The following is a 24,974-nucleotide window of genomic DNA, read 5'->3' on the forward strand; positions in this document are numbered from 1 at the left end:
GGCACTGCCATAACGAGGGCCATACATGCGTATCACGATGATCGGTTCGGGCTATGTCGGACTCGTTTCGGGGGCCTGTTTTGCCGATTTCGGCCATCAGGTGACCTGCGTCGACAAGGACGACAGCAAGATCGCGGCGCTCGACGCTGGGCGGATGCCGATCTATGAGCCAGGTCTCGACCAACTGGTGGCGAACAACGTCGCCGCTGGCCGACTGACCTTCACCACCGATCTTGCCGCCGGTGTCGCTGGCGCGGACGCGGTGTTCATCGCGGTCGGCACGCCCTCGCGCCGCGGTGATGGCCACGCCGACCTCTCCTACGTCTATGCCGCGACCGAGGAGATCGCGCGCGCGGCAACCGGACCGCTGGTGGTCGTCACCAAATCGACCGTGCCGGTGGGTACGGGCGACCGGGTGGAGGAGATCCTGCGCGAGACGCGGCCCGACATCGACTTTGCTGTCGTATCCAATCCCGAGTTCCTGCGCGAAGGCGCCGCGATCGGCGATTTCAAGCGCCCTGACCGCATCGTCGTCGGCACTGACGACCCGCGCGCGCGGGAGGTGATGAGCGAAATCTACCGCCCGCTGTATCTTGGCGAGAGCCCGATCCTGTTCACCGGCCGTCGCACGTCCGAACTGACCAAATATGCCGCCAACGCCTTCCTCGCGACCAAGATCACCTTCATCAACGAAATGGCGAACCTGTGCGAAGCGGTCGGCGCCGATGTGAAGGACGTCGCGCGCGGCATCGGCCTCGACAATCGCATCGGGCGCAAGTTCCTCCATGCCGGCCCCGGCTATGGCGGCTCGTGCTTCCCCAAGGACACGCTGGCGCTGCTGAAGACGGCGGAGGATTATGACGCGCCGGTCCATGTCGTTGAGGCGGTGGTCAAGGTGAACGACGCGCGCAAGCGGGCGATGGGCCGCAAGGTGCTGGCGCAACTCGGCGAGGAGCCGCGTGGCAAGACCGCTGCCATCCTGGGCCTTACGTTCAAGCCCAACACCGACGACATGCGCGATGCGCCGTCGATCGCGATCGTGCAGAGCCTGGTTGATGCCGGCGTGACGGTGAAGGCCTATGATCCCGAAGGGATGGAGGCGGCCCGATCGGTGATGCCGGCTTCCCTGACCTATTGCAGCGGGCCGTATGAGGCGGCCGAGGGCGCGGACGTGGTGGTGATCGTCACCGAATGGGATGCGTTCCGCGCGCTCGACTTTCAGCGGCTGAAGTCGACCATGGCGGCGCCGGTGCTGGTCGATCTGCGCAACATCTATGATCGCGAAGACGTGGAGCGCGTCGGCTTCCATTACACGGGTGTCGGCCGGTGATGCGCCCGCGCATCGCCGGGCTGCTCGAAACCGCGCTTTATGTCGATGACATGGCGCGGTCGGTCGGGTTCTTCCGCGATGTGCTCGGCCTTGCTCCGATGATCGAGAGCGACCGTCTGACCGCTTTCGACGCCGGGCATGGCGGTGTCCTGCTGGTGTTCGCCCGCGGCCAGTCGACTGAGGATGTCGCGACCCCGGGGGGCACCATCCCGGGGCATGATGGCCACGGACCGCTCCACATGGCCTTTGCGATTGCGGCCTCGGATCTCGATGCCTGGCGCGCGCATCTCGCCGGCTGCGGCGTTGCCGCGACGGAGGAGGTGAGCTGGCCCGCTGGCGGTCACAGCCTCTATTTCAACGATCCCGACGGCCATGTGCTCGAACTGGCGACGCCCGGCCTGTGGAAGAACGATGCGGATCGCCCGAAGCGGGCGGGAGGCTGACCCCACGCCCGCAAGCGTCGGCGATAGCGTGCCCGCGCCATCACACCCGGGCGGGAACCGCCCTCCGCCCGGCGCCCCCGGCTTGACGAGCGAGTCCGCCAGGCAGATGATCGTCGCCGATTATTTCACGACATTGTTGGGGGCGTAGAGGCATGGCGAGCAAGGCGCAAACGTCCTTGTGGCGCGAAACGGTGAAGGCGGGGGCGGTTCGCAGCGGCGCGCTGGCGACCGCGATCGTGCTGTTCATCGCCACCGCGCTGATGGCGCTCGCTCTGGCCAGCTATCGTCCGGGCGACGGGTCGCTCAATACCGCGTCGGCGGACGTCACGGGCAATCTGATCGGCGTGCCGGGTGCCTGGTTCGCTGACCTTGCGCTCACCCTCTTCGGCCCCGCCGTGGCGCTTCTGCTCCCGATACCGGCGATTGTCGCCATGCGCCTGTGGCGTGACCGGCCAGCGGGCGCGTGGAAGCGGATGCTGCGCCAGGCGCTGATCGGCGTCGCGCTGATGGCGATCGCCTTGGCCTGTGTCTCGGATGATGCGGTGCTGGCGCTGCCCTTCGGCTGGGGCGGCGCCATCGGCCTGGGCGGCGTGGCCGCGGCACGCTGGGCGCTCGCCTTTGCCAACAACCCTCAGGTCACCTGGTGGAGCATCATCGCGCTGGGCGTGGTGAGCGGCCTGTCCGGTGCGATCGTCTGGGGGCGCAGCCTTGAGGTGGACCTGCCGCGCGGCTGGATGCCCCGCCCCCGGCTGCGCATCGCCCGGCGCTCCGCCGATGGTGGTCCGGTCGACGACGAGGGGCTGGACGACGACGCGGAGGAACTGCCCCGCCGCGGGATTGAGCCGCGCGCGACCGCCCTGCCCGATTCCCGCCCGGCCCCGGTCATCAACGATCGCCCGGCGCCGCCAGCCACCGGCACCGGAAGCAAGGAACCGCGCCAGACGAAGCTCGCGCTGCGCGACGATTACGAGCTTCCCACGCTCGAGATGCTGACGCCCGCGCCCCCGTCGCAGAACCCGCAGATCGACAAGACCGCACTGGAACGCAACGCGCGCCTGCTCGAAACCGTGCTCGACGATTTCAACGTCAAGGGCGCGATTGTCGAGGTGCGCCCCGGTCCCGTCGTGACGATGTACGAACTGGAGCCCGCGCCGGGCATCAAGGCGACCCGCGTCATCAGCCTGGCCGACGATATCGCCCGCAACATGAGCGCCATTTCGGCGCGCGTGGCGACGATCCCCGGCCGCACGGTGATCGGCATCGAACTGCCCAATCCGAAGCGGGAGACGGTGTCGCTCCACGAACTGATCGGCAGCCAGGCGTTCGAGGATCAGAACGCCCAGCTCCCGGTGATCCTGGGCAAGAACATCGCCGGCGATCCGGTGATCGCCGATCTCGCGCCGATGCCCCACCTGCTGGTCGCCGGCACCACCGGTTCGGGCAAGTCGGTCGGGCTCAACGCGATGATCCTGTCGCTGCTCTATCGGCTTACCCCCGATCAGTGCCGCATGATCATGATCGATCCCAAGATGCTCGAACTGTCGATGTATGACGACATTCCGCATCTTCTCTCCCCCGTCGTCACTGATCCGGCCAAGGCGGTCCGCGCGCTGAAATGGGCGGTGGAGCAGATGGAGGATCGCTATCGCCAGATGTCCTCGCTCGGCGTGCGCAGCCTCGGCGGCTTCAACGAAAAGGTGCGCGCGGCCAAGGCCAAGGGCGCGCCGTTGGGGCGCAAGGTCCAGTCCGGCTGGGACGAGAATGGCCGCCCCGTCTATGAGGAGGAACAGCTCGATTATCAGGTGCTGCCGCAGATCGTCGTGATCGTCGACGAGCTCGCCGACCTGATGATGACGGCGGGCAAGGAAGTCGAATTCCTCATCCAGCGCCTCGCGCAAAAGGCGCGCGCCGCCGGCATCCACCTCATCATGGCGACGCAGCGCCCCTCGGTCGACGTCATCACCGGGGTCATCAAGGCGAATTTGCCGACCCGCATCAGCTTCCACGTCACCTCGAAGATCGATTCGCGCACCATCCTGGGCGAACAGGGCGCCGAGCAGCTGCTGGGCAAGGGCGACATGCTCTACATGCCCGGCGGCAAGGGTATCGTGCGCGTCCACGGCCCCTTCGTCAGCGACGAGGAAGTGCAGCGCGTCACCGATCACTGGCGCTCGCAGGGGACGCCGGACTATATCTCTTCCGTCACCGAGGAGCCGGAACAGAGCTTCGAGATCGAAGGCGCCCCCACCGGCGAGGATTCGGCCGAGGACCAGCAATATCGCGCCGCGATCCAGCTGGTGTGCGAAAGCCAGAAGGCGTCGACATCGTGGCTGCAGCGCCAGCTTCGCATCGGCTACAATTCGGCCGCGCGCCTCATCGAGCGGATGGAGAAGGACGGCATCGTCAGCCGCCCCGATCACGTCGGCCGGCGCGAGGTGCTGCGCGATACGGAGGGGCATCCGGTCTGAGCCGCACCGGACGGATTCGTCCTTATTGACTACGGCCGTAAACGGTGCGACCACAGATGTAGTTGCAGGAGAGTCGAGTCGTGGCCGAACGGATCAGCGATGCCGAACATGCGGTGATGGAGGTGCTGTGGGACGAAAGTCCGCTCACCGCGCAGGACGTGGCGGAGCGGGTCGACCCCGACCGCGGCTGGAGCGCTAATACCGTCAAGACCTTGCTCGGCCGGCTCCTCGCGAAGAACGCCATCACCCATGAGGAGGATGGCCGTCGCTATCTCTATCGCCCGGCGGTCCAGCGTGGCGATTATGTCGCGGGCGAATCGCGCCGGCTGATCGACCGGCTGTTCGGCGGCAAGCTGACCCCGCTGGTCGCGCATCTCGCGGAACGCGATGAGCTTTCCGCGCAGGATATCGCGGAAATCGAAACCCTCCTCAAGGCGCTGAAACAATGAGCGCGCTCGGAGGCTCGGCAGGCGTCTCGTGGATGGTCGAGGCGCTCGCCGCCTCCGCGCTTCTCATCGCCTTGGTGCTGCTCGTGCGCGGACCCGTGCGCCGCAGCTTCGGCGCGCCGGTCGCCTATGCGCTCTGGTCGCTCCCGCTGCTGCGCCTGGTGTTGCCCCCTTTGCCGGAAAGCGTCCGCGAACAGGTGGCCACCCCCATTTCTACGACGTTAGCCGCTCCGCTTGGCGAGGTCGGCCAGCAGGTGACGGTGTTGATCGTCCCTGCCGCCGGCGACGCTGCCGCGCCCTCCTTCCTCACGCTCGGTTCTTCCCTTGCCCTGCTGTGGGGGCTGGGCGCGGCGGCGTTCATCGGCTGGCACCTGCTTGCCTATCACCGCTTCCGCCGGCGTCTGCTGACGCGGGCGAGCACGATTGACCGGATCGATGGCGTAACGATCGTCGAAAGCGCGGCGGCGACCGGCCCCCTGGCGTTCGGCGTGCTGCGCCGCTTCGTTGCCTTCCCGCGTGATTTCACTGCCCGCTACGATGCCGACGAACGCCGCCTCGCGCTGGCGCATGAGCTGGGTCACCATGCCCGCGGTGACCTTGTCGCCAATTGGCTCGCGCTGGCCGTGCTGGCGCTGCACTGGTTCAACCCGCTTGCCTGGTACGCCTTCCGCGCGTTTCGCGCCGATCAGGAGATGGCCAATGACGCGCGCGTGCTGGCGCGGCTCGGCAGCGACGCGCGCCATGCCTATGCCTGTGCGATCGTGAAGGCGGCGCATGGCGGCGCGATCGCCGCCGCCTGCCACCTCCACACCGCTGACGATCTCAAGGGCCGTCTGCGGATGCTGGGCACGATGCGCATCTCGCGCACGCGCACGCTCGTCGGGCTCGCCGCGGTATTCGCCACCGGTGCCGGCGCGCTTGGCCTCACCGCCTCCGGGACGCGCGCGGCGGAACGGGTGCGCGCCAGCGTCGAAACCGCGGCCGAGGCCGCGCTGCCGGCCATTGCGCCGACGCCCGCACCGACGGCGCACGACGTGCGCGTCGTGGTCGAGCGCGACGGCAAGCGCCGCGTGTTGGAGGGCGAGGCTGCAGAGGCCTGGATCGCCGCCAACCCGGTGCCCGAGTCACCGGAACCCCCGCTCGCGCCGGAGCCGTCGTCGGACGAAAGCCCGCTGGCCGCCGCCGCCACGCCCCCCGCTCCGCCGGCGCCGGCCGCAGCGCCGATCCCCCCGGACCCGCCTGCCGTTCCGCGTTGGACCAGGGACGGCCACGTCTCCGTCACCGTTCCGACTGTCCGCTCAGCCGCCTGCGCCGGTGACGTGATCGAGCCGACCGTCGTCCATGATACCGAGGCCGGTCGTCCGCGCGTGACCATCTGCACCGACCGGATCGAACGGCGTAGCGCCCGGGCGCGGGCCGAGGCGCAGCATCGAGCCGAGGCCGCCTTGCACGAGGCCGAAATTGCCCGGAAAGCGGCCATGGCAAGCGCCCGCGAGGCCATGCATGCCGCGCGCGCGGCCGTCCGTGCCAACGGTCATCTGACACTCGCGGAGCGCGACCACGCCCTTCACGCGCTCGATCGCGAAACATCCCGGATGGATGACGCGGCGCATCATTGATCCGCAGCGCTGATCGCGCCGCCCTTGCCTTCACCTGACGAACCGGCCATCTGCGGTCTCATGGAGGCACCGCCAACCGGTATTCCGATCGTGCTAGAGCCGCTCGTCACGCGCGTGCTCGCGCCGAACGCCTCGGCCTACACCTACACGGGTACCCAGACGCACGTCGTCGGGACGACCGATCTCGCGATCATCGATCCCGGCCCTGCCGATGAGGCGCATCACGCCGCGCTGCTCGCGGTGGTGGCGGGTCGCCCGGTGCGTGCGATCGTCATCACCCACCACCATCGGGATCACAGCCCCGGCGCCCCCCGGCTCGCCGCCGAACTGGACGCGCCGGTCGTCGGCGCTGCGCCCTTCGCGCTGGAGGATGACGGACCCCGCTCCGACGCCTCGTTCGACCATGATTACGCGCCGGATCGCGTGCTGGCGGAGGGCGATACGATCGCCGGCGATGGCTGGACGCTGGAAGCGATCGCGACGCCGGGCCACACGTCCAACCACCTTGCCTTTGCCCTTCGCGAGACAAAGGCGCTGTTTTCCGGCGATCATGTGATGGGCTGGGCGACCAGCGTCGTCTCGCCCCCCGATGGCGACATGACGCAATATATGGCCAGCCTCGAGAAGCTGATCGGCCGCGACGACCGCATCTATTACCCCGGCCATGGTGAGGCGATCGAGCGGCCGCAACGCCTGGTGCGCGGCCTGCTGGGGCACCGCAAACAGCGCGAAGGGCAGATCCTGCGCCTGCTGCGCGCCGGCACCGTCGATATCCCGGCGATGGTGAAAAAGATGTACGTCGGCGTCGACCCCCGGCTCTATCCGGCGGCCGAACGCTCTGTCCTCGCGCACCTCATCGATCTGGAGCGGCGCGCGCTGGTGCGCAGCCACGGCGGCCGCTGGGAAAGTGTGGATGCGGCCTGACGGGCGATCGATTGCGATCGCCGCGGTGGGGCTTGCCATCGCCTTCGCGATCGTCGTCGCGACGATTGCCAGCTACCGCTGGTGGGACGATCGCCACGTCGTCGCGACCGATGACAGCGGCCTGGCGGTCGCGCGGGTTGTCGCGGCGACCCTTCATACCAGTGCGGACCTGCGCGTCAGTCGCCTCACCGGCACGGTTCAGGCAACCGGGGCGACCAGCCGACTGTGGGGCTGGCTCAGCTCGACACGCGTGGTGAAAGCGCCGTTCGAGGTCGATTATTTCGTCAATCTGCGCCGCCTCGCGCCGCGTGACTTTCGCTATGACGAACGCAGCGGGACGCTGACCGTCGAGGTGCCGGACGTCAGCGCCGGCAAGCCGAACATCGACCATGCGCGCGTGACGCTGGATCAGACCAGCGGGGTCTATGTGTCGCGGGACGCGATGGCAGACCTGCAGCGCAAGGTCGCAACCACGGCGGCGACAGCGGTCGCGGACCGGGCGAACGATCCGGAGAACATCGCCAAGGCGCGGGAGAATGCGCGCAGCGCCATATCACGATTGTTCGGCGGCGCCCTTTCGGCCGCCGGCCTGCCGGTAAGCGTCAACGTGCGCTTCGCCGGGGAGCCCGTGCCCAGGAACGGCGAGCAGTGGGACATGAGCCGCAGCCTTCAGGAAGTGCTGGCGAACGCGCAATAGTCGCTGCCCGGCCTTCAGCCGAACACCAATGCTATCTTGATCGAATGGGCCAGCCGGGCCATCTGCGTCGCCATGGAACAGCCGCAGAACCTGAAGGGCGTCGACATCCGCGCCGAGATCGAACGCCTCCGCAAGGAGCGCAATGCGGTGATCCTCGCGCATTATTATCAAAAGCCAGAGATTCAGGACATCGCCGACTTTGTCGGGGACAGCCTTGATCTGTCGCGCAAGGCGCAGGCGACCGATGCAGACGTGATCGCCTTTTGCGGTGTGCGCTTCATGGCGGAGACGGCGAAAATCCTCTCGCCGCAGAAGACCGTGATCCTGCCCGACATGGATGCCGGCTGCTCGCTCGAGGACAGCTGTCCGCCCGAGCAATTCGCCGCGTTCCGCGCGCAGCACCCCGATGCGATCGCGCTCACCTACATCAACTGCTCGGCCGCGGTGAAGGCGCTGTCCGACGTGATCGTCACCTCGTCTTCGGCGGAAAAGATCCTCTCGCAGATCCCCAAGGACCAGAAGATCATCTTCGGTCCCGATCGGAACCTCGGCGGCTATCTCGCGCGCAAGACCGGGCGTGACCTCATCCTGTGGCCCGGCGTGTGCATCGTGCACGAGGCGTTCAGCGAGACCGAGCTCCTGAAGCTGAAGGCGCAGCATCCCGGCGCGCCCATCGCGGCGCACCCGGAGTGCCCGGCCGTCATTCTCGACCACGCCGATTATGTCGGCTCGACCCGCGGCATCCTCGAATATGCCATGGCAATGCCGGGCGACACGCTGATCGTCGCGACCGAGCCGCACATCATCCACCAGATGGAAAAGGCGCTGCCGGGCAAGACCTTCATCGGTGCGCCGGGCGCCGACGGCAACTGCAACTGTAACATCTGCCCGTACATGGCGCTCAACACGATGGAGAAGCTCTACGTCGCGCTGCGCGATCTGGAGCCCCGGATCGAGATGGACGAGGATCTGCGCGTCAAGGCGAAAAAGAGCCTGGACGCGATGCTGGCCATGGCGAGCGGCACCATCGGCCAGGGTGATCTGGGGCCGGCGAAAGTGACCGGCGACTGACCATCGGCGCGCCCTCCCCGGAGGGGGAGGGCGACGAGCGCAGCCGACAGCGCGCCGCTGTCCGCGATCGGGTTACGCGGCGGCGCGAACCGCCTCGCACACGCGATCGACCACCGCTTCCACCTGCGCGGCATCCTCGCCTTCGGCCATGACGCGGATTACCGGCTCCGTCCCCGATGGCCGGATCACCAGCCGGCCGCTGTCGGCCAGTTCCGCCTCGGCCGCTGCGATCGTCTGCTTGACGCTGTCGACTTCCAGCGGCTTGCCGCCACGGGCATAGCGCACGTTCTTCAGCAGCTGCGGCAGCGGCTCGAACCGATGCAGCACCTCGCTCGCCGGGGCGCCCGCGCGCTTCACTTCGGCCAGTATCTGCAGCGCGGCGACCAGACCGTCGCCGGTCGTGCCATAATCCGACAGGATGATGTGCCCGGACTGCTCGCCGCCGACGTTGAAACCGCGGGCGCGCATCGCCTCCAGCACATACCGGTCGCCGACGGACGTGCGGACGAGGCCAAGGCCCTGCGCCGCCAGATGCCGCTCCAACCCCAGGTTGGACATGATGGTCGCGACCAGCCCGCCACCGGCCAGCTCACCACGACGGGCAAAGCTGGTTGCGATCGTCGCCATCAATTGGTCACCGTCGACGACACGGCCATGTTCGTCGACCACGATCAGCCGGTCGGCATCACCGTCAAGCGCGATGCCAATGGCGGCGCCGCTTGCCACGACCGTCTCGGACAGCGTCTGCGGCGCGGTCGAGCCGACGCGGTGATTGATGTTCTTGCCGTTCGGCGCGACGCCGATCGCCACCACTTCCGCGCCAAGCTCCCACAAGGCGGATGGCGCGACCTGATAGGCCGCGCCATTGGCGCAATCGATCACCACCTTCAGCCCGTCGAGCCGCAGGTCCGCCGGGAAGGTCGATTTCGCGAAGTGAATGTAGCGGCCACGCGCGTCCTCGACGCGGCGGGCGCGGCCGATATCGCCCGCGGGCGCCAGCGCGATGTCGCCGTCGATCAGCGCCTCGATCGCCATCTCGGCCTCGTCTGACAATTTGTAGCCGTCCGGGCCGAACAGCTTGATGCCATTGTCGTCGAAGGGATTGTGGCTGGCCGAGATCATCACGCCCAGGTCAGCGCGCATCGACTGGGTAAGCATCGCCACGGCAGGGGTCGGCAACGGGCCGAGCAGCACAACATCCATGCCCACGGAGGTGAAGCCCGCGACCAGCGCGTTCTCGAGCATATAGCCCGACAGTCGCGTGTCCTTGCCGATCACCACGCGGTGACGATGATCGCCGCGCAGGAAGTGGGCGCCGGCCGCCATGCCGACCTTCATCGCCATTTGCGCCGTCATCGGCGACAGGTTAGTCAGTCCACGAATACCGTCCGTGCCGAAATATTTGCGTGCCACACGCGATCTCCACCCTTTTGGCGTCCCCCCGCGCGTCGATCGGCGCGTTGTCAGGACAGGCTTGCTCCCGCCACCTTGGTGCCGCAGAACCATAACTTTCTTGGCTCTTGCCCCGTGGTGGGCTGAGGGACAAGTCCAAGGTGACGAACAGTTCGAAAGGCGTGATGTCCCAATCTACTCGTATTCTCCTGGCGCTGATCGCCGGGCTGCTCGTCGGGATCGTGCTGGCTGCTTACGCTCCGGAATCGGTGGATCCGGTGATCTCGGTCGCGCAGCCGGTGGGCCAGTCGTGGCTCAACGCCTTGCAGATGACCATCGTCCCGCTGGTCTTTTCGCTGCTGGTCACCGGCGTCGCCGCGACGGCCAAGGCGGCACAGGCCGGGCGGCTCGCGGGGCGCGCGGTCGCGCTGTACGTCACCGTCATGGTCGCCTCCGCGCTGTCGGCCGCCTTTCTGACGCCCCTGTTCCTGGGACTGGTGCCGCTGCCCACCGAATCCGCCGCCGCACTCCGCGCTGCCCTCACCGGGGTCGGGCCTAATCCGCCGGTGCCGCCACTTGGGGAATTCCTGTCGGGCATCATCCCCAACAACATCATCAAGACCACCGCTGACAGCAACTTCCTGTCGATGATCATCTTCGCGCTGATCTTTGCGTTCGCGCTGATGCGGATCGACGTCGAGCTGCGCGAACTGCTGGTGCGGGTGTTCACCGCGGTGCGTGACACGATGCTGGTGGTCATCGGCTGGGTGCTGTGGGTCGGTCCGCTTGGCGTCTTCGCGCTCGCGCTGGTGGTCGGCGCCCGCGCGGGCAGCGGCGCCTTCCATGCGTTGGTCCATTACATCCTGATCGTCGTTTCGGTCGGCCTGGTGGTAACGTTGTGCGCCTATCCGATGGCGATGTTCGGTGGACGCGTGTCGCTGGCGCGCTTCTCGCGCGCGGCGCTGCCGAGCCAGGCGGTCGCCGTATCGACGCAGTCGTCGCTCGCCTCCTTGCCCGCCATGCTCGCCGGTGCGCAGTCGCTGGGGACACATGTCACGACCGCAGGCGTCACCTTGCCGCTCGCTGTTGCCCTGCTGCGGGCGACCGGGCCCGCGATGAACTTCGCGGTAGCGATCTATATCGCGCATTGGTTCGGCGTACCGTTGTCACTGGGCGCGCTAGCGGTCGGCACGCTGGTGGCGGCGCTGATGTCGCTTGGCGCAGTCAGCCTGCCGGGCACAGTCAGTTACGTCAGCTCGGTCGCGCCCGTCTGCGCCGCGATCGGCGCGCCCACCGCCCCCTTGGGGTTGCTGGTGGCGGTGGAGACACTGCCGGATATCATGCGCACGCTCGGCAACGTCATGTGGGATCTGGCGACCACCCTGACGCTGGCGCGCGGCGAGCAGATGCCGGGGGATGAGGCGGACACGCTTGTCGAGCACATGATCGACTGAGCGAGCCGTCGCTCGCACCGGCGCGCCTGCGATCAGCGGCGCAGCGCCCAGCGCACCACATTGCTCATGCCCCGCGCTCCGAAGCGGATGGCCGGGCGGCCGATCGCGCTGGGCGCGCGACCGTGCATCGCCGCCGCCCAGGGGGGCAGTAGCTCGATCGCCGCCGGCGCGACGATCGCCAGCGCACTGGTCGTCAGCGCATCGGGGCCGCTCGCCAGCAAGGCATCCGCCACCTCGCGGCTGCGCGCGTCGCAGCGTAACGCCGGGCGCAAACGGCGATAATAGGATTCCACCGCCCGCCGCGATGTCGGCACGTCGCGCGCGCCCAGCCGCTCGGCGACGATGGCGGTCTCGGCAAGGTAGCGATCCTGCTCGGTCCCGGTTAGCGCGGGATCGCGATAGCGTAGATACGCGCGAAGGAAGCTGTCGACCTCCGCCACATGGACCCAGGTGAGCAGTTCCGGGTCATTGGCGTCATAGGGGGTGCCGTCCGGCAGCGTGCCCGACACCCGATCATGGATCGCCCGAACGTGGTCGATCGCGCGCGTTGCCGCCGCGCTACTGCCAAAGGTGGTCAGCGAGATGAATTGCGCGGTGCGGCGCAGGCGGCCCAGCCGGTCGCGGCGGAAGTCGCTGTGATCCCAGACGCCGGCTAGTGCCAGCGGATGCAGCATCTGCAGCAGCAGCGCGGAAACGCCGCCGATCATCATGGCGGAAAAATCGCCGTGGATGCGCCACGCCATCGATCCCGGCCCGAACAGCCCGGGATCGCCGGGCGGGCGGGACAGGTCGACCGATCCGGATCCGACGAGCGCACGAATGCGCCCGCCGATCGCATCACGCATGCCGGGCAGCGGCGCTGCCCCGGCCATGCGCCCTTACTCCTCGCTCGCCGCCGGCGCTGCTGCCTTGCGGCCGCGCTTTGCCGTGCCGCCTTCGTTGCCGCCACGGGTCATGCCCGGCTTGCGGCCGAGGCCGATCTTCTTGGCCATGGCGCGGCGCGCTTCCGAATAGTTTTCGGCAACCATCGGATAGTCGGGCTTCAGGCCATAACGCTGGCGGTATTCCGCCGGCGTGAGGCCGTGGCCGGCAAGATGGCGACGCAGCGTCTTGTACGGCTTGCCGTCGATCATCGAAATGATGTGATCCTTGGAAGCAAGCGACTTACGCACCGAAACTGCCGGCGTGTATTCGCCGACGGGTTCCTCATCGGTCGCGATCTGCGTGTTGGTCGACAGCTGATTCACCGCTTCGTGCATCTTGTGCAGAAATCCCGGCACCTCATCGCTGGATGCACGCGTATTGGGATTCGACAGCCAAGCGATGGTCAGCTCGGTGGCGAGCTCAACCGCGTTGATGTCGGCGGAATCTTCGGTCATTTTTACACTCCTTACTTTTTTGTTGCCTAAGCGCGCCATCTGTGCGGGTCAACAAAATCGTGGGTCGAAAATACCGCTTTTCTTGAAGTGGTATCGCGTTCTAAATTTTTAGTCGCAGCTTTGTTGTTAGGGAAAACCACAGTTAACTACATTCATCCTGAGTTAAGCCTTTGCGAGTAATGGTTGTTACCCCTCGCCGACTGCGCTCTTGGATCGTATTGATCGGCAATGGTGCGAATTCCTGCTTCTGCCGTATCGCCAGCCGTCGCCTTTCTGGTCGCGGCTCTCGGCATTGCCCTGTTCTCGGTCATGGACGCGCTAATGAAGGGGCTGGTGCTGGCGATCGGCGTCTACAACACCATGCTGTGGCGATCGCTTGGTAATATTGCGCTGGGCGCCGCCGCCTGGGGGGTGGCCGGCGTACGGCGGCCAAGTCGCCGGGCCATGCTGCTTCATCTTTCGCGCGGGACGATCACTTGCGCGATGGGGCTGCTGTTCTTCTGGGGATTGGCGCGCGTGCCGATGGCGCAGGCGATTGCGCTCTCCTACATCGCGCCCATTCTGGCGCTGATCCTCGCGGCATGGTGGCTGGGGGAACGGGTGTCGATCCGGACGATCGGTGCCGTCGTCGCCGCCAGCCTTGGTATTGCCACCATCTTCGCCGGTCAGGCACGCACGGCTTTGGGCCCGGAGGCGTTCCAGGGTGCGCCGGCCGTCCTGACATCGGCGATCCTCTATGCCGTGAACCTGATCCTGACGCGGCTGCAGTCGCTTGCCGCACGGCCGGCGGAGACTGCCTTTGTCCAATCGGTGGTCATCTTCCTCATCCTGCTCTGCGCCGCCCCCTGGCTCGCGGTGCTGCCGCCCGCGTCGACGCTCCTGCCGCTCATCGGCGCGGCGTTGCTTGCCTTCGCGTCGATGATGCTCCTGTCCTGGGCCTATGCGCATGGCGAGGCGGGCTATCTGGCGATGACGGAATATACGTCCTTCGTTTATGCCGCGGTGCTGGGCTTCCTGGTCTTTGGGGAGCGGGTGTCGCCTTATACCCTCTTTGGCGCGGCGGTGATCGTCGTCGCCTGCGTGATCGCCGCGCGCAGGCGTGACATTGCCGCGCAAACGATCGATCAGGCGGCATGACCATCACCATCCGGCCGGCCGTTCCCGCCGACATTCCCACCATCCTGCGTTTCGTGCGCGAGCTTGCCGCCTATGAACGCGAACCCGACGCGGTCGAGGCGACCGAGGCGATGTTCCAGGAGGCGTTGTTCGGCCCCTCGCCAGCGGCCGAGGTGCTGCTCGCGGCGCAGGGCGGCCTCAGCATCGGTTTCGCGCTGTTCTTCCACACCTTTTCGACCTGGACCGGGCGCCGGGGCCTGTGGCTGGAGGATCTCTACGTCACGCCCGAGGCGCGTGGATCCGGGGCAGGCGGTGCATTGCTTCAGGCGCTGGCGCAGGTCGCGCTCGATCGCGGCTGCCCGCGGCTGGAATGGACGGTGCTCGACTGGAACACCCCCGCGCTCGACTTCTACCGCGCGAAAGGCGCCCTGCCGCAGGACGAATGGACCACGCAGCGCGTCACGGGGGAGGCGCTGCGCCGCCTGGCGGGTCAGGCCGCCTGAACATGACAATGGGCGCCGCCCGTCCAGGGGTGGCGCCCGTCATCACTCTACCGGCTGAGGGTGATCAGCGACCCGGAACGTCGTGGTCGTGCGGCTCTTCGCCCTGCTTCTTGGCCTCGTTGTAGCGCTCGATCGCCTCGACGGTAATCTGCCGCGCTTCCTCGGCGCCGCCCCACTTGCCGATGCGGACCCACTTCTTCTTCTCCAGGTCCTTATAGTGGGTGAAGAAATGCTCGATCTGCTCGAACACGATTTCGGGCAGATCGTCCTTCTCGCCGACCTTGGAATAATAAGGGAAGGTCTGATCCACCGGCACGCACACCAGCTTCTCGTCGCCGCCGGCCTCGTCCTCGAGGTTCAGCACTGCGATCGGCCGTGCGCGCACGACGCAGCCCGGGATGAACGGCGAGCGCGACACCACCAGCGCGTCGAGCGGATCGCCGTCGGGCGACAGCGTGTGCGGCACGAAGCCGTAATTCGCCGGATAGCGCATCGGCGTGTGCAGGATGCGATCGACGAACAGCGCGCCGCTGGCCTTGTCGAACTCATATTTCACCGGCTCGCCACCGGTCGGCACTTCGATGATGACGTTCAGGCTGTGCGGCGGGTTGTCGCCCGTCGGCACCATGTCGATGCGCATGCTGTAAGTCCCTTGTCCTTGAATGTGTCTGGTTGCCGCCCCGCGGGTCAGCGCGGTGCGAGCAGCCGATCGAGACCGGTCTCTCCCGCACCGGTCTTTTCCAGCCGCGGGTAGCGCAGCCCGCCGCGCCAGTCGAGCGCCACCTGACGGTAGGTATCGCCGTTCTTGACCCACAATTGTACCGGCTGCTGGTTGTCCTTGGCCGCGGTGATCGCTGCCTTCAGCCGGTCGTCGGAATAGCTCTGGCCGTTGACCGACACGATCGTGGTGCCGATCGTCAGCCCGGCGTCGAATGCAGGCGATCCCCAGGTGACGCCGGTAACGTCGCCGCCCTGGCCGACCACGAACCCGCCGGAATAGGTCAGGTCGGTGTGCTTGCGGGTCTTTTCGTTGGCACGGAACGACGCCGTCGGCTCGGCCGCATAGACCAGCCGGTAACCGTTGCGCTCGAACCCGGACAGGGGCGCGCCCTTGGCATTTTCAGTCAGCCGCTGCGTCAGCAGCCCGCGCCAGTCGTGCGGCTGGATCTTGTCCAGCGTCGCGACGACATCGTCGAACGTATAGGTCAGCACGCCCCAGTCGCCGTCACGCACGCCGAAAAACGCCTTGGCGAAATCGTCGATCGATTTCTTGCCGCCCGACAACTGGCGCAGCATCGAATCGACCTCGAGCCAGACCAGCAGGCCCTCGTTGTAATAATCCTCGCTGCGCTGCCAGCTCGACCAGCCCTTGGGCCGACGGGCGGAGATCACCGGATCGTTGGTGGTGTCGATCAGGGGGCGCCACTGCCGCGCAGGCTGGCTGTCATACAGCGCCGCAATCGCCGCCAACTGGTCCAGCGTATCCTGCTTCGAGACGAGACCCGAACGCGCCTGGAGGACATAGCCCCAGAATTGCGTCTGCCCTTCGTACACCCACAACAGCGAATTGCGCGTCGGCATCCGGAAATCGGGCGTCCACGAATCCGCGCCGCGCCGGAACTTGCCGTTCCAGCTGTGGGTGAACTCGTGCGGCAACAGGTTGCGCCGGCCGGGCCCGTCATTCCACTTGGTGAAATAGCCCGGCGTCACGCCATTCTCGCTCGACCGGTGATGTTCCAGCCCGATGCTGCCGAGGTTGTCGGTGATCGACAGCAGGAATGTGTAATTGTCGTAATGCTGCGCGCCGAATGTTTTCACCGCCTGATCGACCAGTCGCTTGTGCGCGTCGATCTGCGCCGGCGTGGCGGCAAGCTCGCCCGGCGTGTCGGCATAAACCGCCAGCTTCACCCGGTTGCTGAGCGGCCATGTCTTGCCATAGCGCCCGGCAAGGATCGGCGAATCGACCAGCGTGTCATAGTCGGTCGTCTGGTAGACATAGGTCGAACCGTTCACCTTTGCCGGCACCGCGCCGGCCGCGGTCCAGCCCTCCGGATAGGTGACCGTCATCTGGATCGGGATCTGCCGGGTGAAATAGCCGGCCGGATAGAGGCTCACCGAATTGGGCTGAAGGCTCAGCATGTCCGGCGTCATCACCACGCGGCCCTGATCGGGCTTGGTGGCGGAAATGAACTGGAAGCTCGCCTCGATCGTCTTGGTGCCCTGCGGCACGTCGAGGTGGAAGGCGAAGACATCGACCGTGTCGCGCGTCCACGGAATGACCTTGCCATCGGCCTTGAACACCAGCCCTGCCAGCTTCTCGATCTCGCCGCGCGGCCCGTGCTTGCCGGGCAGCCATGCCGGGTACAGCAGCACCGTCGGCCCGGCCTTTGCCACCGGGATCGTCTGCGTGACGCGAAAGATGCGGCGGCCGATGTCGGTCGCATCGACCTTCAGCGCGATCGTGCCGGGATAGGGCTGGTCGACCGGCGCCGGGATCGTGTCGACGATGGCGGCGGGCTGGGGAGTCGAGTTGCCGGCGGGAACCTGGGCGACAACGGCGGCAGTGGACGCGAGCAGCGCGCCCGCAATGACGATACGGAACATGGCTGACCCCGCTAGCGGCCAACGCCGCGAAGCTCAATTGCCCAGCATGTTGATCGTGAAGGCGACGACGCCCAGGTTGAAGATGAACGCCGCCAGCCCGTGGCCGATCACCACCCGGCGCATCGCGCGCGACTGGATCGCCACGTCGGCGGTCTGGAACGTCATGCCCAGCGTGAAGGCGAAATAGATGAAGTCCCAATAATCCGGTGCGTCGCCGGTCGGGAAATCCAGCCCCCTGGCGTCCTTCCCCCCATCCTGAGTGTAGAAGAGATGGGCATAGTGCAGGGCGTAAGCGATATTCGAGAACAGCCATGCCGCCGCCAGCGTGATGATGATCAGCACCCGGTCCTTGTCGACGCGCTCGGCGCTCAGTTCACTGGCCACCGTCACCAGGATTACGGCCATCACCAATGCCGTCAGGACAAGCAGGGCGGATCGGTTGGCGTCGTTGCGCTCGGCCGTCCGCCGCATGTCCGCGGTCTTGTCGTCGAGCAGCGGCCATAGCGAGACGAGGAAGACCACGCTCGCCGTGTCGAAACCGATCATCAGCGCGCGCCCGGGCGTGGTGCCGACAATCACCGCAATGCCGCAGGCGATGATCAGCAGGCCGACGAAGGCCAGGAAGCGCGCCGGAGCGATCCTGTTGCCGACCCGCCACTCGCTGCGTGCCCTTGTCATGCGTCAGGTGCTAGCGCGCCGCGCAACGCGCGCCTAGATGCGGCCGTGATGGCCCGTATCCAGACTCCCAATCGCGTGCGCGGCACGCAGGACATTTTCGGCAGCGACCAGCGCCGCTTCGCGCAGGTGCTCGACACCTTCGATCGCGTGCGCAAGCTCTATTGCTTCCAGCGTGTCGAGATCCCGATGTTCGAGGCGACCGAGGTGTTCGCCCGCTCGATCGGCGAGACGACCGATGTCGTGTCGAAGGAAATGTACACCTTCCCCGATCGCGGTGGCGATTCGCTGACGCTGCGGCCGGAACTCACCGCCGGCATCGCGCGCGCTTATCTGACCGAGGGGTGGCAGCAGTTCGCGCCCCTGAAGGTCGCGACCTCTGGCGCGGTGTTCCGCTACGAACGCCCGCAGAAGGGCCGCTATAGGCAGTTCCACCAGATCGATGCCGAGATCCTCGGCGCGCCCGAACCGGCGGCCGATGTCGAATTGCTGACGCTCGCCGATCAGCTGCTCCACGAACTCGGCATCGCCGATGGCGTGACGCTTCAGCTCAATACCTTGGGCGACGCGGAAACCCGCGACGCCTGGCGCGCGGCGTTGGTCGCCCATTTCGAGGCGCATCGCGGCGACCTGTCTGAGGACAGCCTGACCCGGCTCGACAAGAATCCGATGCGCATCCTCGATTCGAAGGATCCACGCGATCGCCCGATCGCCGATGCCGCGCCCGGGATCGACGACTTCCTGACCGAGGTGGCGCGCGCCTTCTTCGATGCGGTGACCGCCGGCCTCGATGCGGCGGGCGTGAAGTGGACCCGCAACGACCGGCTCGTCCGCGGCCTCGACTATTACCGCCACACCGCGTTCGAGTTCGTCACCGATCGCCTCGGCGCGCAGGGCACGGTGCTGGCCGGCGGGCGCTATGACGGCCTCGTCGAAAGCCTGGGCGGCCAGCCGACCGCTGGCGTCGGCTGGGCAGCTGGCGTCGAGCGGCTGGCGATGCTGCTGGAAGAGCCGGAATTCGCCGGCCCGGTCAACGTAATCGCTGAGAGCACCGGGCTTGAGCTGCTGGCGACCGCGGCTGTCGCCGCGCTTCGCCGCGGCGGTGTCGCGGCCGAAGCGACGATCGAGGGCAGCCCGCGCAAGCGGTTCGACAAGGCGCTCAAGCGCAAGCCCTCGCAGACGATGAGCCTGTCGCTGCGCGACGGCGCGCTTCAGGTGTCGCAGCGCGGCTATGGCGCCGGGCAGGACGAGATCGATCAGGTGCGCGCCATCGTCGATCCGGTGATCGCAGCCAATCAATGACCGCCATCTCGCTGGACCGGATCCGCCAGATCGAGGCGCGGCGGGACGAACTCGCCGCGCTGATGTCGACCGGCGATTTGCCGGGCGACCGCTTCGTCGCGGTGTCGAAGGAATATGCCGAGCTGGAGCCCGTCGCGCAGGCGGCGGCCGAAGTACGTCGGCTGCGGCAGGAGGCCGAAAGCCTCGCGCACATGACCGGCGACGGTGACGCAGAGCTTCGCGCCATGGCCGAGGACGAACTGCGCGAGAACAAGGTCGCGCTCGAGGCGGCCGATCGAAAGCTCGCGCTGGCGCTGCTGCCGCGCGACGCGGCGGACGAACGCTCGGCCATGCTCGAAGTGCGCGCCGGCACCGGCGGCGACGAAGCTGCGCTGTTCGCCGGCGACCTGTTCCGCATGTACCAGCGCTATGCGGAGCGCCAGGGGTGGCGCGTCGAGCTGATCTCCGCCTCGGAAAGCGATGCCGGCGGCTACAAGGAAGTGGTCGCCTCCGTAACCGGCACCGGCGTGTTCGCGAAACTGAAGTTCGAAAGCGGCGTCCACCGCGTGCAGCGCGTGCCCGTCACCGAAAGCGGCGGGCGGATCCACACCTCGGCGGCCACGGTCGCGGTGCTGCCGGAGGCGGAGGACGTCGACGTGCAGATCGACGACAAGGATCTGCGCATCGACATCTATCGCTCGTCCGGCCCCGGCGGCCAGTCGGTCAACACGACCGACTCCGCGGTGCGCATCGTCCACATCCCCACGGGGCTGACGGTGATCCAGCAGGATGAAAAGTCGCAGCACAAGAACAAGGCCAAGGCGCTGAAGGTGCTGCGCACGCGCCTTTATGAAATGGAGCGCGAGCGGCTTCACGCGGAACGCGCCGGGGCGCGCAAGTCGATGGTCGGCAGCGGCGACCGGTCGGAGCGGATCCGCACCTACAATTTCCCGCAAGGGCGCGTGACCGATCACCGCATCAACCTGACGCTGCATCGCCTGCCCGAAATCCTCGCCGGCGACATGGACGAGCTGATCGGCGCCTTGATCGCGGAGGATGAGGCGGAGCGGCTGGCCACGCTCGATGGCTGAGGCGCGCGCCGCGCTCAATGCCGCGGCGGCGCGCTTCGGCTTCTCCGAAACGCCGCGGCTCGATGCCGAGCTGCTGCTCGCCCACGCGCTTGGTATCACCCGCGAACGCCTGTTGCTGACCCTCGGCGATCAGCCGGTCCCCCCCGGTTTCGCCGATCTGGTGGAGCGCCGCGCCGCGCATGAGCCCATCGCCTATATCACCGGCACGCGTGCCTTCTGGACGATCGACCTCGCCGTCGCTCCCGGCGTCCTCATCCCCCGTCCTGACAGCGAGACGCTGATCGAGGCCGCGGTGGACTTTTTCGCCGGCACATCGGGACCCGGCACGATCCTCGACCTGGGGACAGGCTCCGGCGCGTTGCTGCTCGCCGCGCTGGACCAGTGGCCGGCTGCGACCGGGGTCGGCATCGATGCGTCGCCGGCCGCGCTCGACATTGCGGCGGCCAATGCAGCCCGGATTGCGCCCGGCCGCGCCACGATCCTGGCCGGCGACTGGCACGGTACCGGCCAGCAATTCGACCTGGTTCTGTGCAACCCGCCTTATATCGCGCGTGATGCCGCCCTCCCGGTCGAGGTTGCCGGGCACGAACCCGCCTCCGCGCTCTATGCGGGCGCCGACGGGCTCACGGATTATGCGCGGATCGCGCCGTTGCTCCGGCGTCAGATCGCGCCGGGCGGCGTCGCCTGTGTGGAGATCGGCGCGGATCAGCGTCACTCCGCCGGTGCGTTGTTCACGGCGGAGGGACTTCACGTCACATGTCGGCAGGACTTGGCGGGACGTGACCGTTGCCTTGTTATCACGCCTTGAAACGACACGGCCGGTTCACAATATTTCTCTTTGAGATAGCCCGCTCAGCAGCTATGGCGAGCGCAGGGGCACGCAAATCAACATTGTCTGTTGAATTGGGCGGATCGCCCACCCTTCGTCATCAGCCGCTGCAGTCCGGCGGCCATGGCAGGCCTTGAAGGTGCGGCGTTACCCGCCGCTTCCGCCCGGGCCGGGGAATGTTGCACCGAATATCCCGGGAGCAAGGCCGTTTTTGGTTTGAGGACGAGGACAGTATTTTGATCAACAATCGTCAGAACGGCCGTCGTCGCGGCCGCGGTGGACAGCGCCCGCAAGGTGGCGGGAACCAGGGTTCGCGCGATAACGGCAATCGGATTGACAGTCGCGCGCGCGGCAACGCCAGCCAGTTGTACGAAAAGTACAAGAACATGGCGTCGGACGCGCAGCGCCAGGGCGATCGGGTAAACACCGAATATTACCTCCAGTTCGCTGACCATTATTTCCGCGTGCTCGCCGACCAGCGCGGCCGGTACGAGGATAATAACCGCGAACGCCGCCCGCAGAACGACTTCGACGGCGACGAGGAATATGGCGACGAGGGCGAGGCGATCCGGGCGGATGAGCAGGGTCGTGGCGGTCAGGACGACCGCGGTGACCGCAGTGCGCGCCAGCGTGATGATCGTCCCCGCGGCCAGCGCGATGACGATCGTGCCCGCATGCACCGCGACGACGAACAGCGCGCCGATGGTGAGCAGGGTGCGGTGCAGCGCTCCGACAATCGCCGATCGGATGGTGATCGCCAGCGCGAACGCCGCCCGCGGTATAATGGGCAGCGCGACGGCCAGCCGCGCGAGGAATTTGGCGGCGACGTCGCTTCTTCGGGCAATGATGCCGGCGCGCCGGATCGTGCACTGACCAGCGACGCCGAAGCGCCGACGAGCCAGCCGCCGGTGAGCCAGTCTTCGGTAGCGGGCGAGGGATCGGCCGATGCGACGCTGGCGCCCAAGCGTCGCGGTCGCCCGCGCAAGGTGGTGGCCGAGGACGGCGATCAGCTTGGCTTCGATGCCAGCGCGCTGCCGCCGGCAATCGGCGCTGAGGATCCGGCGGGGGATGCGTCGCCCAAGCCGCGGCGCCGTCGGACGATCGTGGCACCGGCGGAAGTCGACGCCTGAAGCGAACCGATTGGCGATTGCTGATCAACCAGGGGCCGGTGACGCAAGGCGCGTCACTGGCCCTTCGTCATTTCTGACCCGTCATCGGGGGCCGGGTTGTTGATGATCGGATTCGCGGGAAACGCTGGGCGCGTCAGGGGCGGCCCACATTCCCTGCATTGTCGCGTTCCTCGAAATCGCGCGTGTCGACCGCCTCGTCATGGCCGGTTCCCGACGACAGGAAGGTGAGGCCCATCAGCGCGCCCGCCATCAGCACCGATCCTGTCACACCGCCCACGGTGGCAAGCGCCGCGATCCAGTTAAGCTCGCCATAGGCGCGTCCGACCAGCCAGATCGCCAGGACCGATGCGATCACGCCGATGACGCCGCTCCAGCTCAACAGGCGGCGAAATCGTGCCCAGGCGAAACGGGCGTATTCAGGGTCATCAAGGCGGCTCATGCTTTCCATTTGCCGTGAAATGGCGCAGTCTTCCAGCATGAAGGCGCCCGCGATCGGCTCCTGAGCCGTCGCACGGGCCCTCTGACGATAAGGAGAGAGGCGTTGACGATCGCGGCAATCCTGAGCGGCAAGGGTCACGACATCGTGACGGTAACGGCTGGCGATTCGGTTCGCGACGCAGTGGCGCTGCTGGCCAACCGACGCATCGGCGCGGTGCCCGTGCTCGATGGCGGAGAGGTCGCCGGCGTATTTTCGGAACGCGATGTCATCTATTGCCTGAAGGAAGGCGACACGAGCGTGCTGGATCGCCCCGTGCGCGAGGTGATGACCGCACCCGCCGTCACCGTCTCGCCGCAGGATGCGGTGATGGGGGCGCTGTCATTGATGACGCGGCGCCGCATCCGCCACCTGCCGGTGATCGAGCAGGGGCGGATGGTCGGCATCGTCTCGATCGGTGATCTCGTCAAATACCGCATCGATCGTGTGGAGGCGGATGCCGCGGCGATGCGCGACTATATCCAGCAGGCCTAGCTGCGCGTCACACCCGGTTGCGCACCAGCGCGACTGTCTCGCGCACCAGCGGGCGCGCCACCACCAGCAGCATCGCGCCATAGGTCGCGGCGCCGACGCTCACCAGCATCAGCAGCCGCGGCACCGGCGGCCAATCCACCGCGCGATCGACCAGCACGACAATGCCGGCCATCACCCCGGCGGACACCAGCGTCGGCGCGATCGCCCGCGCCATGTCGCGCACCCGCGCGCCGATCACCGGGAGGGCCAGCGAGCAGCTGATCGCCAGGTAGAGCGGATAACAGATGATCCAGGTCAGGCTGAGGCCGGTTACGCCCCAGCGCACGCCCACCAGGAAGCCGGCCGCCAGGATGATCGAGCCGATCGCGCCCGTCCGCACGCCGATCCCGGGCCGACCCAGCGCATCGCACGCCGGGGAAAATAATACCTGGAGCGTCATGAACGGCATGGCCAGCGCCAGCAGCCGGACGACCGGGGCGGCGCCCGCCCATTTCTCCCCCAGCATCACCAGCACCAACGGCTCTGCCGTCACCGCCAGCCCGACATAGAAGGGCAACGCGGCCAGCATCACAATGCGCACGCCCTTGATGAAGGCGGCGGCGGTCGCCGTACGATCATGCTGGATGCGCGCAAAGGCGGAAAAGGCGACTTCGTTCAGCGGGGGCACGAACTTGGACACGAAGATCTGCGCCAGGAACAGGCTGGTCGTATAGATGCCCAGATCATAGACGCTCAGATGCCGCCCCGCGATGAACACGTCAGCCTGGCTCTGGAGGAACCAGAACAGCTGGCTCGCAGCCATCATTCCGCCGAACCGGGCCAGCGCGCCGGCCCCGCGAAAGTCGAATATCGGCCGGATCCACATGCGCGCCGCGATCGTCATGCCCAGCGCGCGCGTCGCGAACAGCACCATGGGCGCGAACACCAATGTCCATACGCCCCAGCCGGCATAAGCCCCGCCCAATGCGGTCGTTGCGCCCGCTACGGAGGAAAGGATGTTGACCCGGCCCTGCAGGCGGAAATCCATCTCTCGGCTCAGCAGCGCCTGGGGGAGGGCGATGAACGGCGTGCCGCAATAGATCAGCGCCTGGACACGCAGCAGATGCGCGACCTCCGGCTGGCGGTAATAAGCGGCGGCGAGCGGCGCGAGCAGGAACTGCGCCGCGCCCAGCGACAGGTTCAGCACGATCAGCATGCCGAACAATTGCTGGACCTGCCGACTGGTGATGTGGCGCTGCTGCACCACCGCGCTCGCCAGCCCGTAGCCGTTCAGCATGTTGAGAAAGGCCATGACGACCCCGGTCATGGCGAACAGCCCATAGTCGCCGGGTGACAGGATCCGGATGACCAGGAACGTGGAGGCCCATTGCACCAGCTGCGCCGCGATCTGCGTGCCCGAGCGCCAGATAACCGCATTGCGCACCTGGCTGGCGAACGATTCGACCTGTTTTGGCGGGCTGGCGGGGGCGTCCATGGCTGATTCGCTACAGCAGTGCGGCTTCAGGGCAAGTTAAAACCCGCGGAAAAGCGTGGTTTTGTTGGAGTTGTGTAG

24 protein-coding genes are annotated in these 24,974 nt (G+C 67.0%); 16 read left to right on the forward strand and 8 right to left on the reverse strand.

From position 1 onward, the window contains the following. Positions 1-25: 25 nt before the first annotated feature. From L8F96_RS14445 to nadA, 8 genes are all read left to right on the forward strand, one after another. A complete protein-coding gene (locus L8F96_RS14445; RefSeq protein ID WP_046409567.1) occupies positions 26-1,330 on the forward strand; it encodes a UDP-glucose dehydrogenase family protein in 1,305 nt (434 codons plus the stop codon). Then, complete coding sequence (locus tag L8F96_RS14450; protein ID WP_334656367.1) at positions 1,330-1,773, forward strand: VOC family protein; 444 nt, start codon at positions 1,330-1,332, stop codon at positions 1,771-1,773. Before L8F96_RS14445 ends, L8F96_RS14450 begins: the two co-directional genes overlap by 1 nt. 152 nt (positions 1,774-1,925) lie before the next feature. After that, positions 1,926-4,241 (forward strand): FtsK/SpoIIIE family DNA translocase, encoded by a 2,316-nt coding sequence (locus tag L8F96_RS14455; protein WP_145121251.1) that lies wholly within the window; start codon positions 1,926-1,928, stop codon positions 4,239-4,241. Positions 4,242-4,321: 80 nt separating this feature from the next. Further along, complete coding sequence (locus L8F96_RS14460) at positions 4,322-4,690, forward strand: BlaI/MecI/CopY family transcriptional regulator (RefSeq protein ID WP_046409571.1); 369 nt, start codon at positions 4,322-4,324, stop codon at positions 4,688-4,690. Then, the gene (locus L8F96_RS14465) at positions 4,687-6,306 is read left to right on the forward strand and encodes a M56 family metallopeptidase (RefSeq protein WP_334656368.1); all 1,620 of its coding nucleotides are present in this window, start codon (positions 4,687-4,689) and stop codon (positions 6,304-6,306) included. The genes L8F96_RS14460 and L8F96_RS14465 overlap by 4 nt, the downstream gene beginning before the upstream one ends. Before the next feature lie 60 nt (positions 6,307-6,366). Next, positions 6,367-7,230 (forward strand): MBL fold metallo-hydrolase, encoded by an 864-nt coding sequence (locus L8F96_RS14470; protein WP_334656369.1) that lies wholly within the window; start codon positions 6,367-6,369, stop codon positions 7,228-7,230. Next, positions 7,220-7,927, forward strand: coding sequence for a DUF4230 domain-containing protein (locus L8F96_RS14475; RefSeq protein ID WP_334656370.1), 708 nt, complete (start codon positions 7,220-7,222; stop codon positions 7,925-7,927). The genes L8F96_RS14470 and L8F96_RS14475 overlap by 11 nt, the downstream gene beginning before the upstream one ends. 72 nt (positions 7,928-7,999) lie before the next feature. Next, positions 8,000-8,998, forward strand: a complete 999-nt coding sequence (gene nadA / locus L8F96_RS14480) for a quinolinate synthase NadA (protein WP_125946545.1) — start codon at positions 8,000-8,002, stop codon at positions 8,996-8,998. A gap of 72 nt (positions 8,999-9,070) precedes the next feature. On the opposite strand, the gene glmM is transcribed toward nadA, so the two are convergent. Then, complete coding sequence (glmM, locus tag L8F96_RS14485; RefSeq protein WP_046409575.1) at positions 9,071-10,411, reverse strand: phosphoglucosamine mutase; 1,341 nt, start codon at positions 10,409-10,411, stop codon at positions 9,071-9,073. A gap of 164 nt (positions 10,412-10,575) precedes the next feature. On the opposite strand from glmM, the gene L8F96_RS14490 reads away from it, so the two are divergent. Further along, positions 10,576-11,844, forward strand: coding sequence for a dicarboxylate/amino acid:cation symporter (locus tag L8F96_RS14490; RefSeq protein WP_334656372.1), 1,269 nt, complete (start codon positions 10,576-10,578; stop codon positions 11,842-11,844). Between the two features lie 32 nt (positions 11,845-11,876). On the opposite strand, the gene L8F96_RS14495 is transcribed toward L8F96_RS14490, so the two are convergent. Together L8F96_RS14495 and L8F96_RS14500 are read right to left on the reverse strand one after the other, a co-directional pair. Continuing rightward, positions 11,877-12,716, reverse strand: coding sequence for an oxygenase MpaB family protein (locus L8F96_RS14495; RefSeq protein ID WP_206430615.1), 840 nt, complete (start codon positions 12,714-12,716; stop codon positions 11,877-11,879). Between the two features lie 6 nt (positions 12,717-12,722). Further along, positions 12,723-13,223, reverse strand: a complete 501-nt coding sequence (locus L8F96_RS14500) for a Ros/MucR family transcriptional regulator (protein WP_046409579.1) — start codon at positions 13,221-13,223, stop codon at positions 12,723-12,725. 228 nt (positions 13,224-13,451) lie between these two features. Between L8F96_RS14500 and L8F96_RS14505 the strand changes: the two genes are divergently transcribed. Beyond that, complete coding sequence (locus tag L8F96_RS14505) at positions 13,452-14,360, forward strand: DMT family transporter (protein ID WP_334656374.1); 909 nt, start codon at positions 13,452-13,454, stop codon at positions 14,358-14,360. Beyond that, positions 14,357-14,842 carry a GNAT family N-acetyltransferase gene (locus L8F96_RS14510; protein ID WP_125946532.1) on the forward strand — a complete coding sequence of 162 codons (486 nt, stop codon included), beginning with the start codon at positions 14,357-14,359 and terminating at the stop codon, positions 14,840-14,842. The genes L8F96_RS14505 and L8F96_RS14510 overlap by 4 nt, the downstream gene beginning before the upstream one ends. Before the next feature lie 64 nt (positions 14,843-14,906). Here the strand turns inward: L8F96_RS14510 and ppa are convergent, their stop codons facing one another. Genes ppa through L8F96_RS14525 form a run of 3 tightly spaced genes read right to left on the reverse strand, consistent with a single transcriptional unit; the run spans position 14,907 to position 18,124 of the window. After that, complete coding sequence (gene ppa / locus L8F96_RS14515; protein WP_046409585.1) at positions 14,907-15,482, reverse strand: inorganic diphosphatase; 576 nt, start codon at positions 15,480-15,482, stop codon at positions 14,907-14,909. Positions 15,483-15,529: 47 nt separating this feature from the next. Beyond that, positions 15,530-17,446 (reverse strand): M61 family metallopeptidase, encoded by a 1,917-nt coding sequence (locus L8F96_RS14520; protein ID WP_046409587.1) that lies wholly within the window; start codon positions 17,444-17,446, stop codon positions 15,530-15,532. A 33-nt stretch (positions 17,447-17,479) separates the two neighbouring features. Further along, positions 17,480-18,124 carry a DUF1345 domain-containing protein gene (locus tag L8F96_RS14525; protein WP_046409589.1) on the reverse strand — a complete coding sequence of 215 codons (645 nt, stop codon included), beginning with the start codon at positions 18,122-18,124 and terminating at the stop codon, positions 17,480-17,482. 48 nt (positions 18,125-18,172) lie between these two features. Between L8F96_RS14525 and hisS the strand changes: the two genes are divergently transcribed. From hisS to L8F96_RS14545, 4 genes are all read left to right on the forward strand, one after another. Beyond that, a complete protein-coding gene (gene hisS / locus L8F96_RS14530; RefSeq protein ID WP_334656375.1) occupies positions 18,173-19,423 on the forward strand; it encodes a histidine--tRNA ligase in 1,251 nt (416 codons plus the stop codon). Beyond that, a complete protein-coding gene (prfA, locus tag L8F96_RS14535; protein WP_125946528.1) occupies positions 19,420-20,493 on the forward strand; it encodes a peptide chain release factor 1 in 1,074 nt (357 codons plus the stop codon). Before hisS ends, prfA begins: the two co-directional genes overlap by 4 nt. Next, positions 20,486-21,301: a peptide chain release factor N(5)-glutamine methyltransferase gene (gene prmC / locus L8F96_RS14540; protein ID WP_125946527.1), complete on the forward strand. Its 816-nt coding sequence runs from the start codon at positions 20,486-20,488 to the stop codon at positions 21,299-21,301. The genes prfA and prmC overlap by 8 nt, the downstream gene beginning before the upstream one ends. A gap of 257 nt (positions 21,302-21,558) precedes the next feature. Beyond that, positions 21,559-22,452: a DUF4167 domain-containing protein gene (locus L8F96_RS14545; protein WP_296222667.1), complete on the forward strand. Its 894-nt coding sequence runs from the start codon at positions 21,559-21,561 to the stop codon at positions 22,450-22,452. A gap of 133 nt (positions 22,453-22,585) precedes the next feature. Here L8F96_RS14545 and L8F96_RS14550 read toward each other — a convergent pair whose 3' ends face one another. Next, positions 22,586-22,891, reverse strand: coding sequence for a hypothetical protein (locus L8F96_RS14550; RefSeq protein ID WP_231621953.1), 306 nt, complete (start codon positions 22,889-22,891; stop codon positions 22,586-22,588). A 102-nt stretch (positions 22,892-22,993) separates the two neighbouring features. On the opposite strand from L8F96_RS14550, the gene L8F96_RS14555 reads away from it, so the two are divergent. Next, positions 22,994-23,422, forward strand: coding sequence for a CBS domain-containing protein (locus tag L8F96_RS14555; protein WP_125946525.1), 429 nt, complete (start codon positions 22,994-22,996; stop codon positions 23,420-23,422). A gap of 7 nt (positions 23,423-23,429) precedes the next feature. Here L8F96_RS14555 and L8F96_RS14560 read toward each other — a convergent pair whose 3' ends face one another. Then, entirely contained in the window at positions 23,430-24,896 is a 1,467-nt protein-coding gene (locus tag L8F96_RS14560) for a lipopolysaccharide biosynthesis protein (RefSeq protein WP_334656377.1), read from the reverse strand. Positions 24,897-24,974: the final 78 nt, after the last annotated feature.

This window comes from Sphingomonas panaciterrae (genome assembly GCF_036890205.1).
GTDB classification, from domain to species: Bacteria; Pseudomonadota; Alphaproteobacteria; order Sphingomonadales; family Sphingomonadaceae; genus Sphingomonas; species Sphingomonas panaciterrae.

Coding starts and splice junctions, on each gene's coding strand:
- L8F96_RS14470 (WP_334656369.1), top strand. CDS start 6,367: ATGGAGGCACCGCCAACCGGTATTCCGATCGTGCTAGAGCCGCTCGTC.
- L8F96_RS14475 (WP_334656370.1), top strand. CDS start 7,220: ATGCGGCCTGACGGGCGATCGATTGCGATCGCCGCGGTGGGGCTTGCC.
- prfA (WP_125946528.1), top strand. CDS start 19,420: ATGACCGCCATCTCGCTGGACCGGATCCGCCAGATCGAGGCGCGGCGG.
- ppa (WP_046409585.1), bottom strand. CDS start 15,482: ATGCGCATCGACATGGTGCCGACGGGCGACAACCCGCCGCACAGCCTG.
- L8F96_RS14500 (WP_046409579.1), bottom strand. CDS start 13,223: ATGACCGAAGATTCCGCCGACATCAACGCGGTTGAGCTCGCCACCGAG.
- L8F96_RS14510 (WP_125946532.1), top strand. CDS start 14,357: ATGACCATCACCATCCGGCCGGCCGTTCCCGCCGACATTCCCACCATC.
- L8F96_RS14495 (WP_206430615.1), bottom strand. CDS start 12,716: ATGGCCGGGGCAGCGCCGCTGCCCGGCATGCGTGATGCGATCGGCGGG.
- L8F96_RS14465 (WP_334656368.1), top strand. CDS start 4,687: ATGAGCGCGCTCGGAGGCTCGGCAGGCGTCTCGTGGATGGTCGAGGCG.
- L8F96_RS14450 (WP_334656367.1), top strand. CDS start 1,330: ATGCGCCCGCGCATCGCCGGGCTGCTCGAAACCGCGCTTTATGTCGAT.
- nadA (WP_125946545.1), top strand. CDS start 8,000: ATGGAACAGCCGCAGAACCTGAAGGGCGTCGACATCCGCGCCGAGATC.
- hisS (WP_334656375.1), top strand. CDS start 18,173: ATGGCCCGTATCCAGACTCCCAATCGCGTGCGCGGCACGCAGGACATT.
- L8F96_RS14520 (WP_046409587.1), bottom strand. CDS start 17,446: ATGTTCCGTATCGTCATTGCGGGCGCGCTGCTCGCGTCCACTGCCGCC.
- L8F96_RS14455 (WP_145121251.1), top strand. CDS start 1,926: ATGGCGAGCAAGGCGCAAACGTCCTTGTGGCGCGAAACGGTGAAGGCG.
- L8F96_RS14490 (WP_334656372.1), top strand. CDS start 10,576: ATGTCCCAATCTACTCGTATTCTCCTGGCGCTGATCGCCGGGCTGCTC.
- prmC (WP_125946527.1), top strand. CDS start 20,486: ATGGCTGAGGCGCGCGCCGCGCTCAATGCCGCGGCGGCGCGCTTCGGC.
- L8F96_RS14550 (WP_231621953.1), bottom strand. CDS start 22,891: ATGAGCCGCCTTGATGACCCTGAATACGCCCGTTTCGCCTGGGCACGA.
- L8F96_RS14525 (WP_046409589.1), bottom strand. CDS start 18,124: ATGACAAGGGCACGCAGCGAGTGGCGGGTCGGCAACAGGATCGCTCCG.
- L8F96_RS14560 (WP_334656377.1), bottom strand. CDS start 24,896: ATGGACGCCCCCGCCAGCCCGCCAAAACAGGTCGAATCGTTCGCCAGC.
- L8F96_RS14505 (WP_334656374.1), top strand. CDS start 13,452: ATGGTGCGAATTCCTGCTTCTGCCGTATCGCCAGCCGTCGCCTTTCTG.
- L8F96_RS14445 (WP_046409567.1), top strand. CDS start 26: ATGCGTATCACGATGATCGGTTCGGGCTATGTCGGACTCGTTTCGGGG.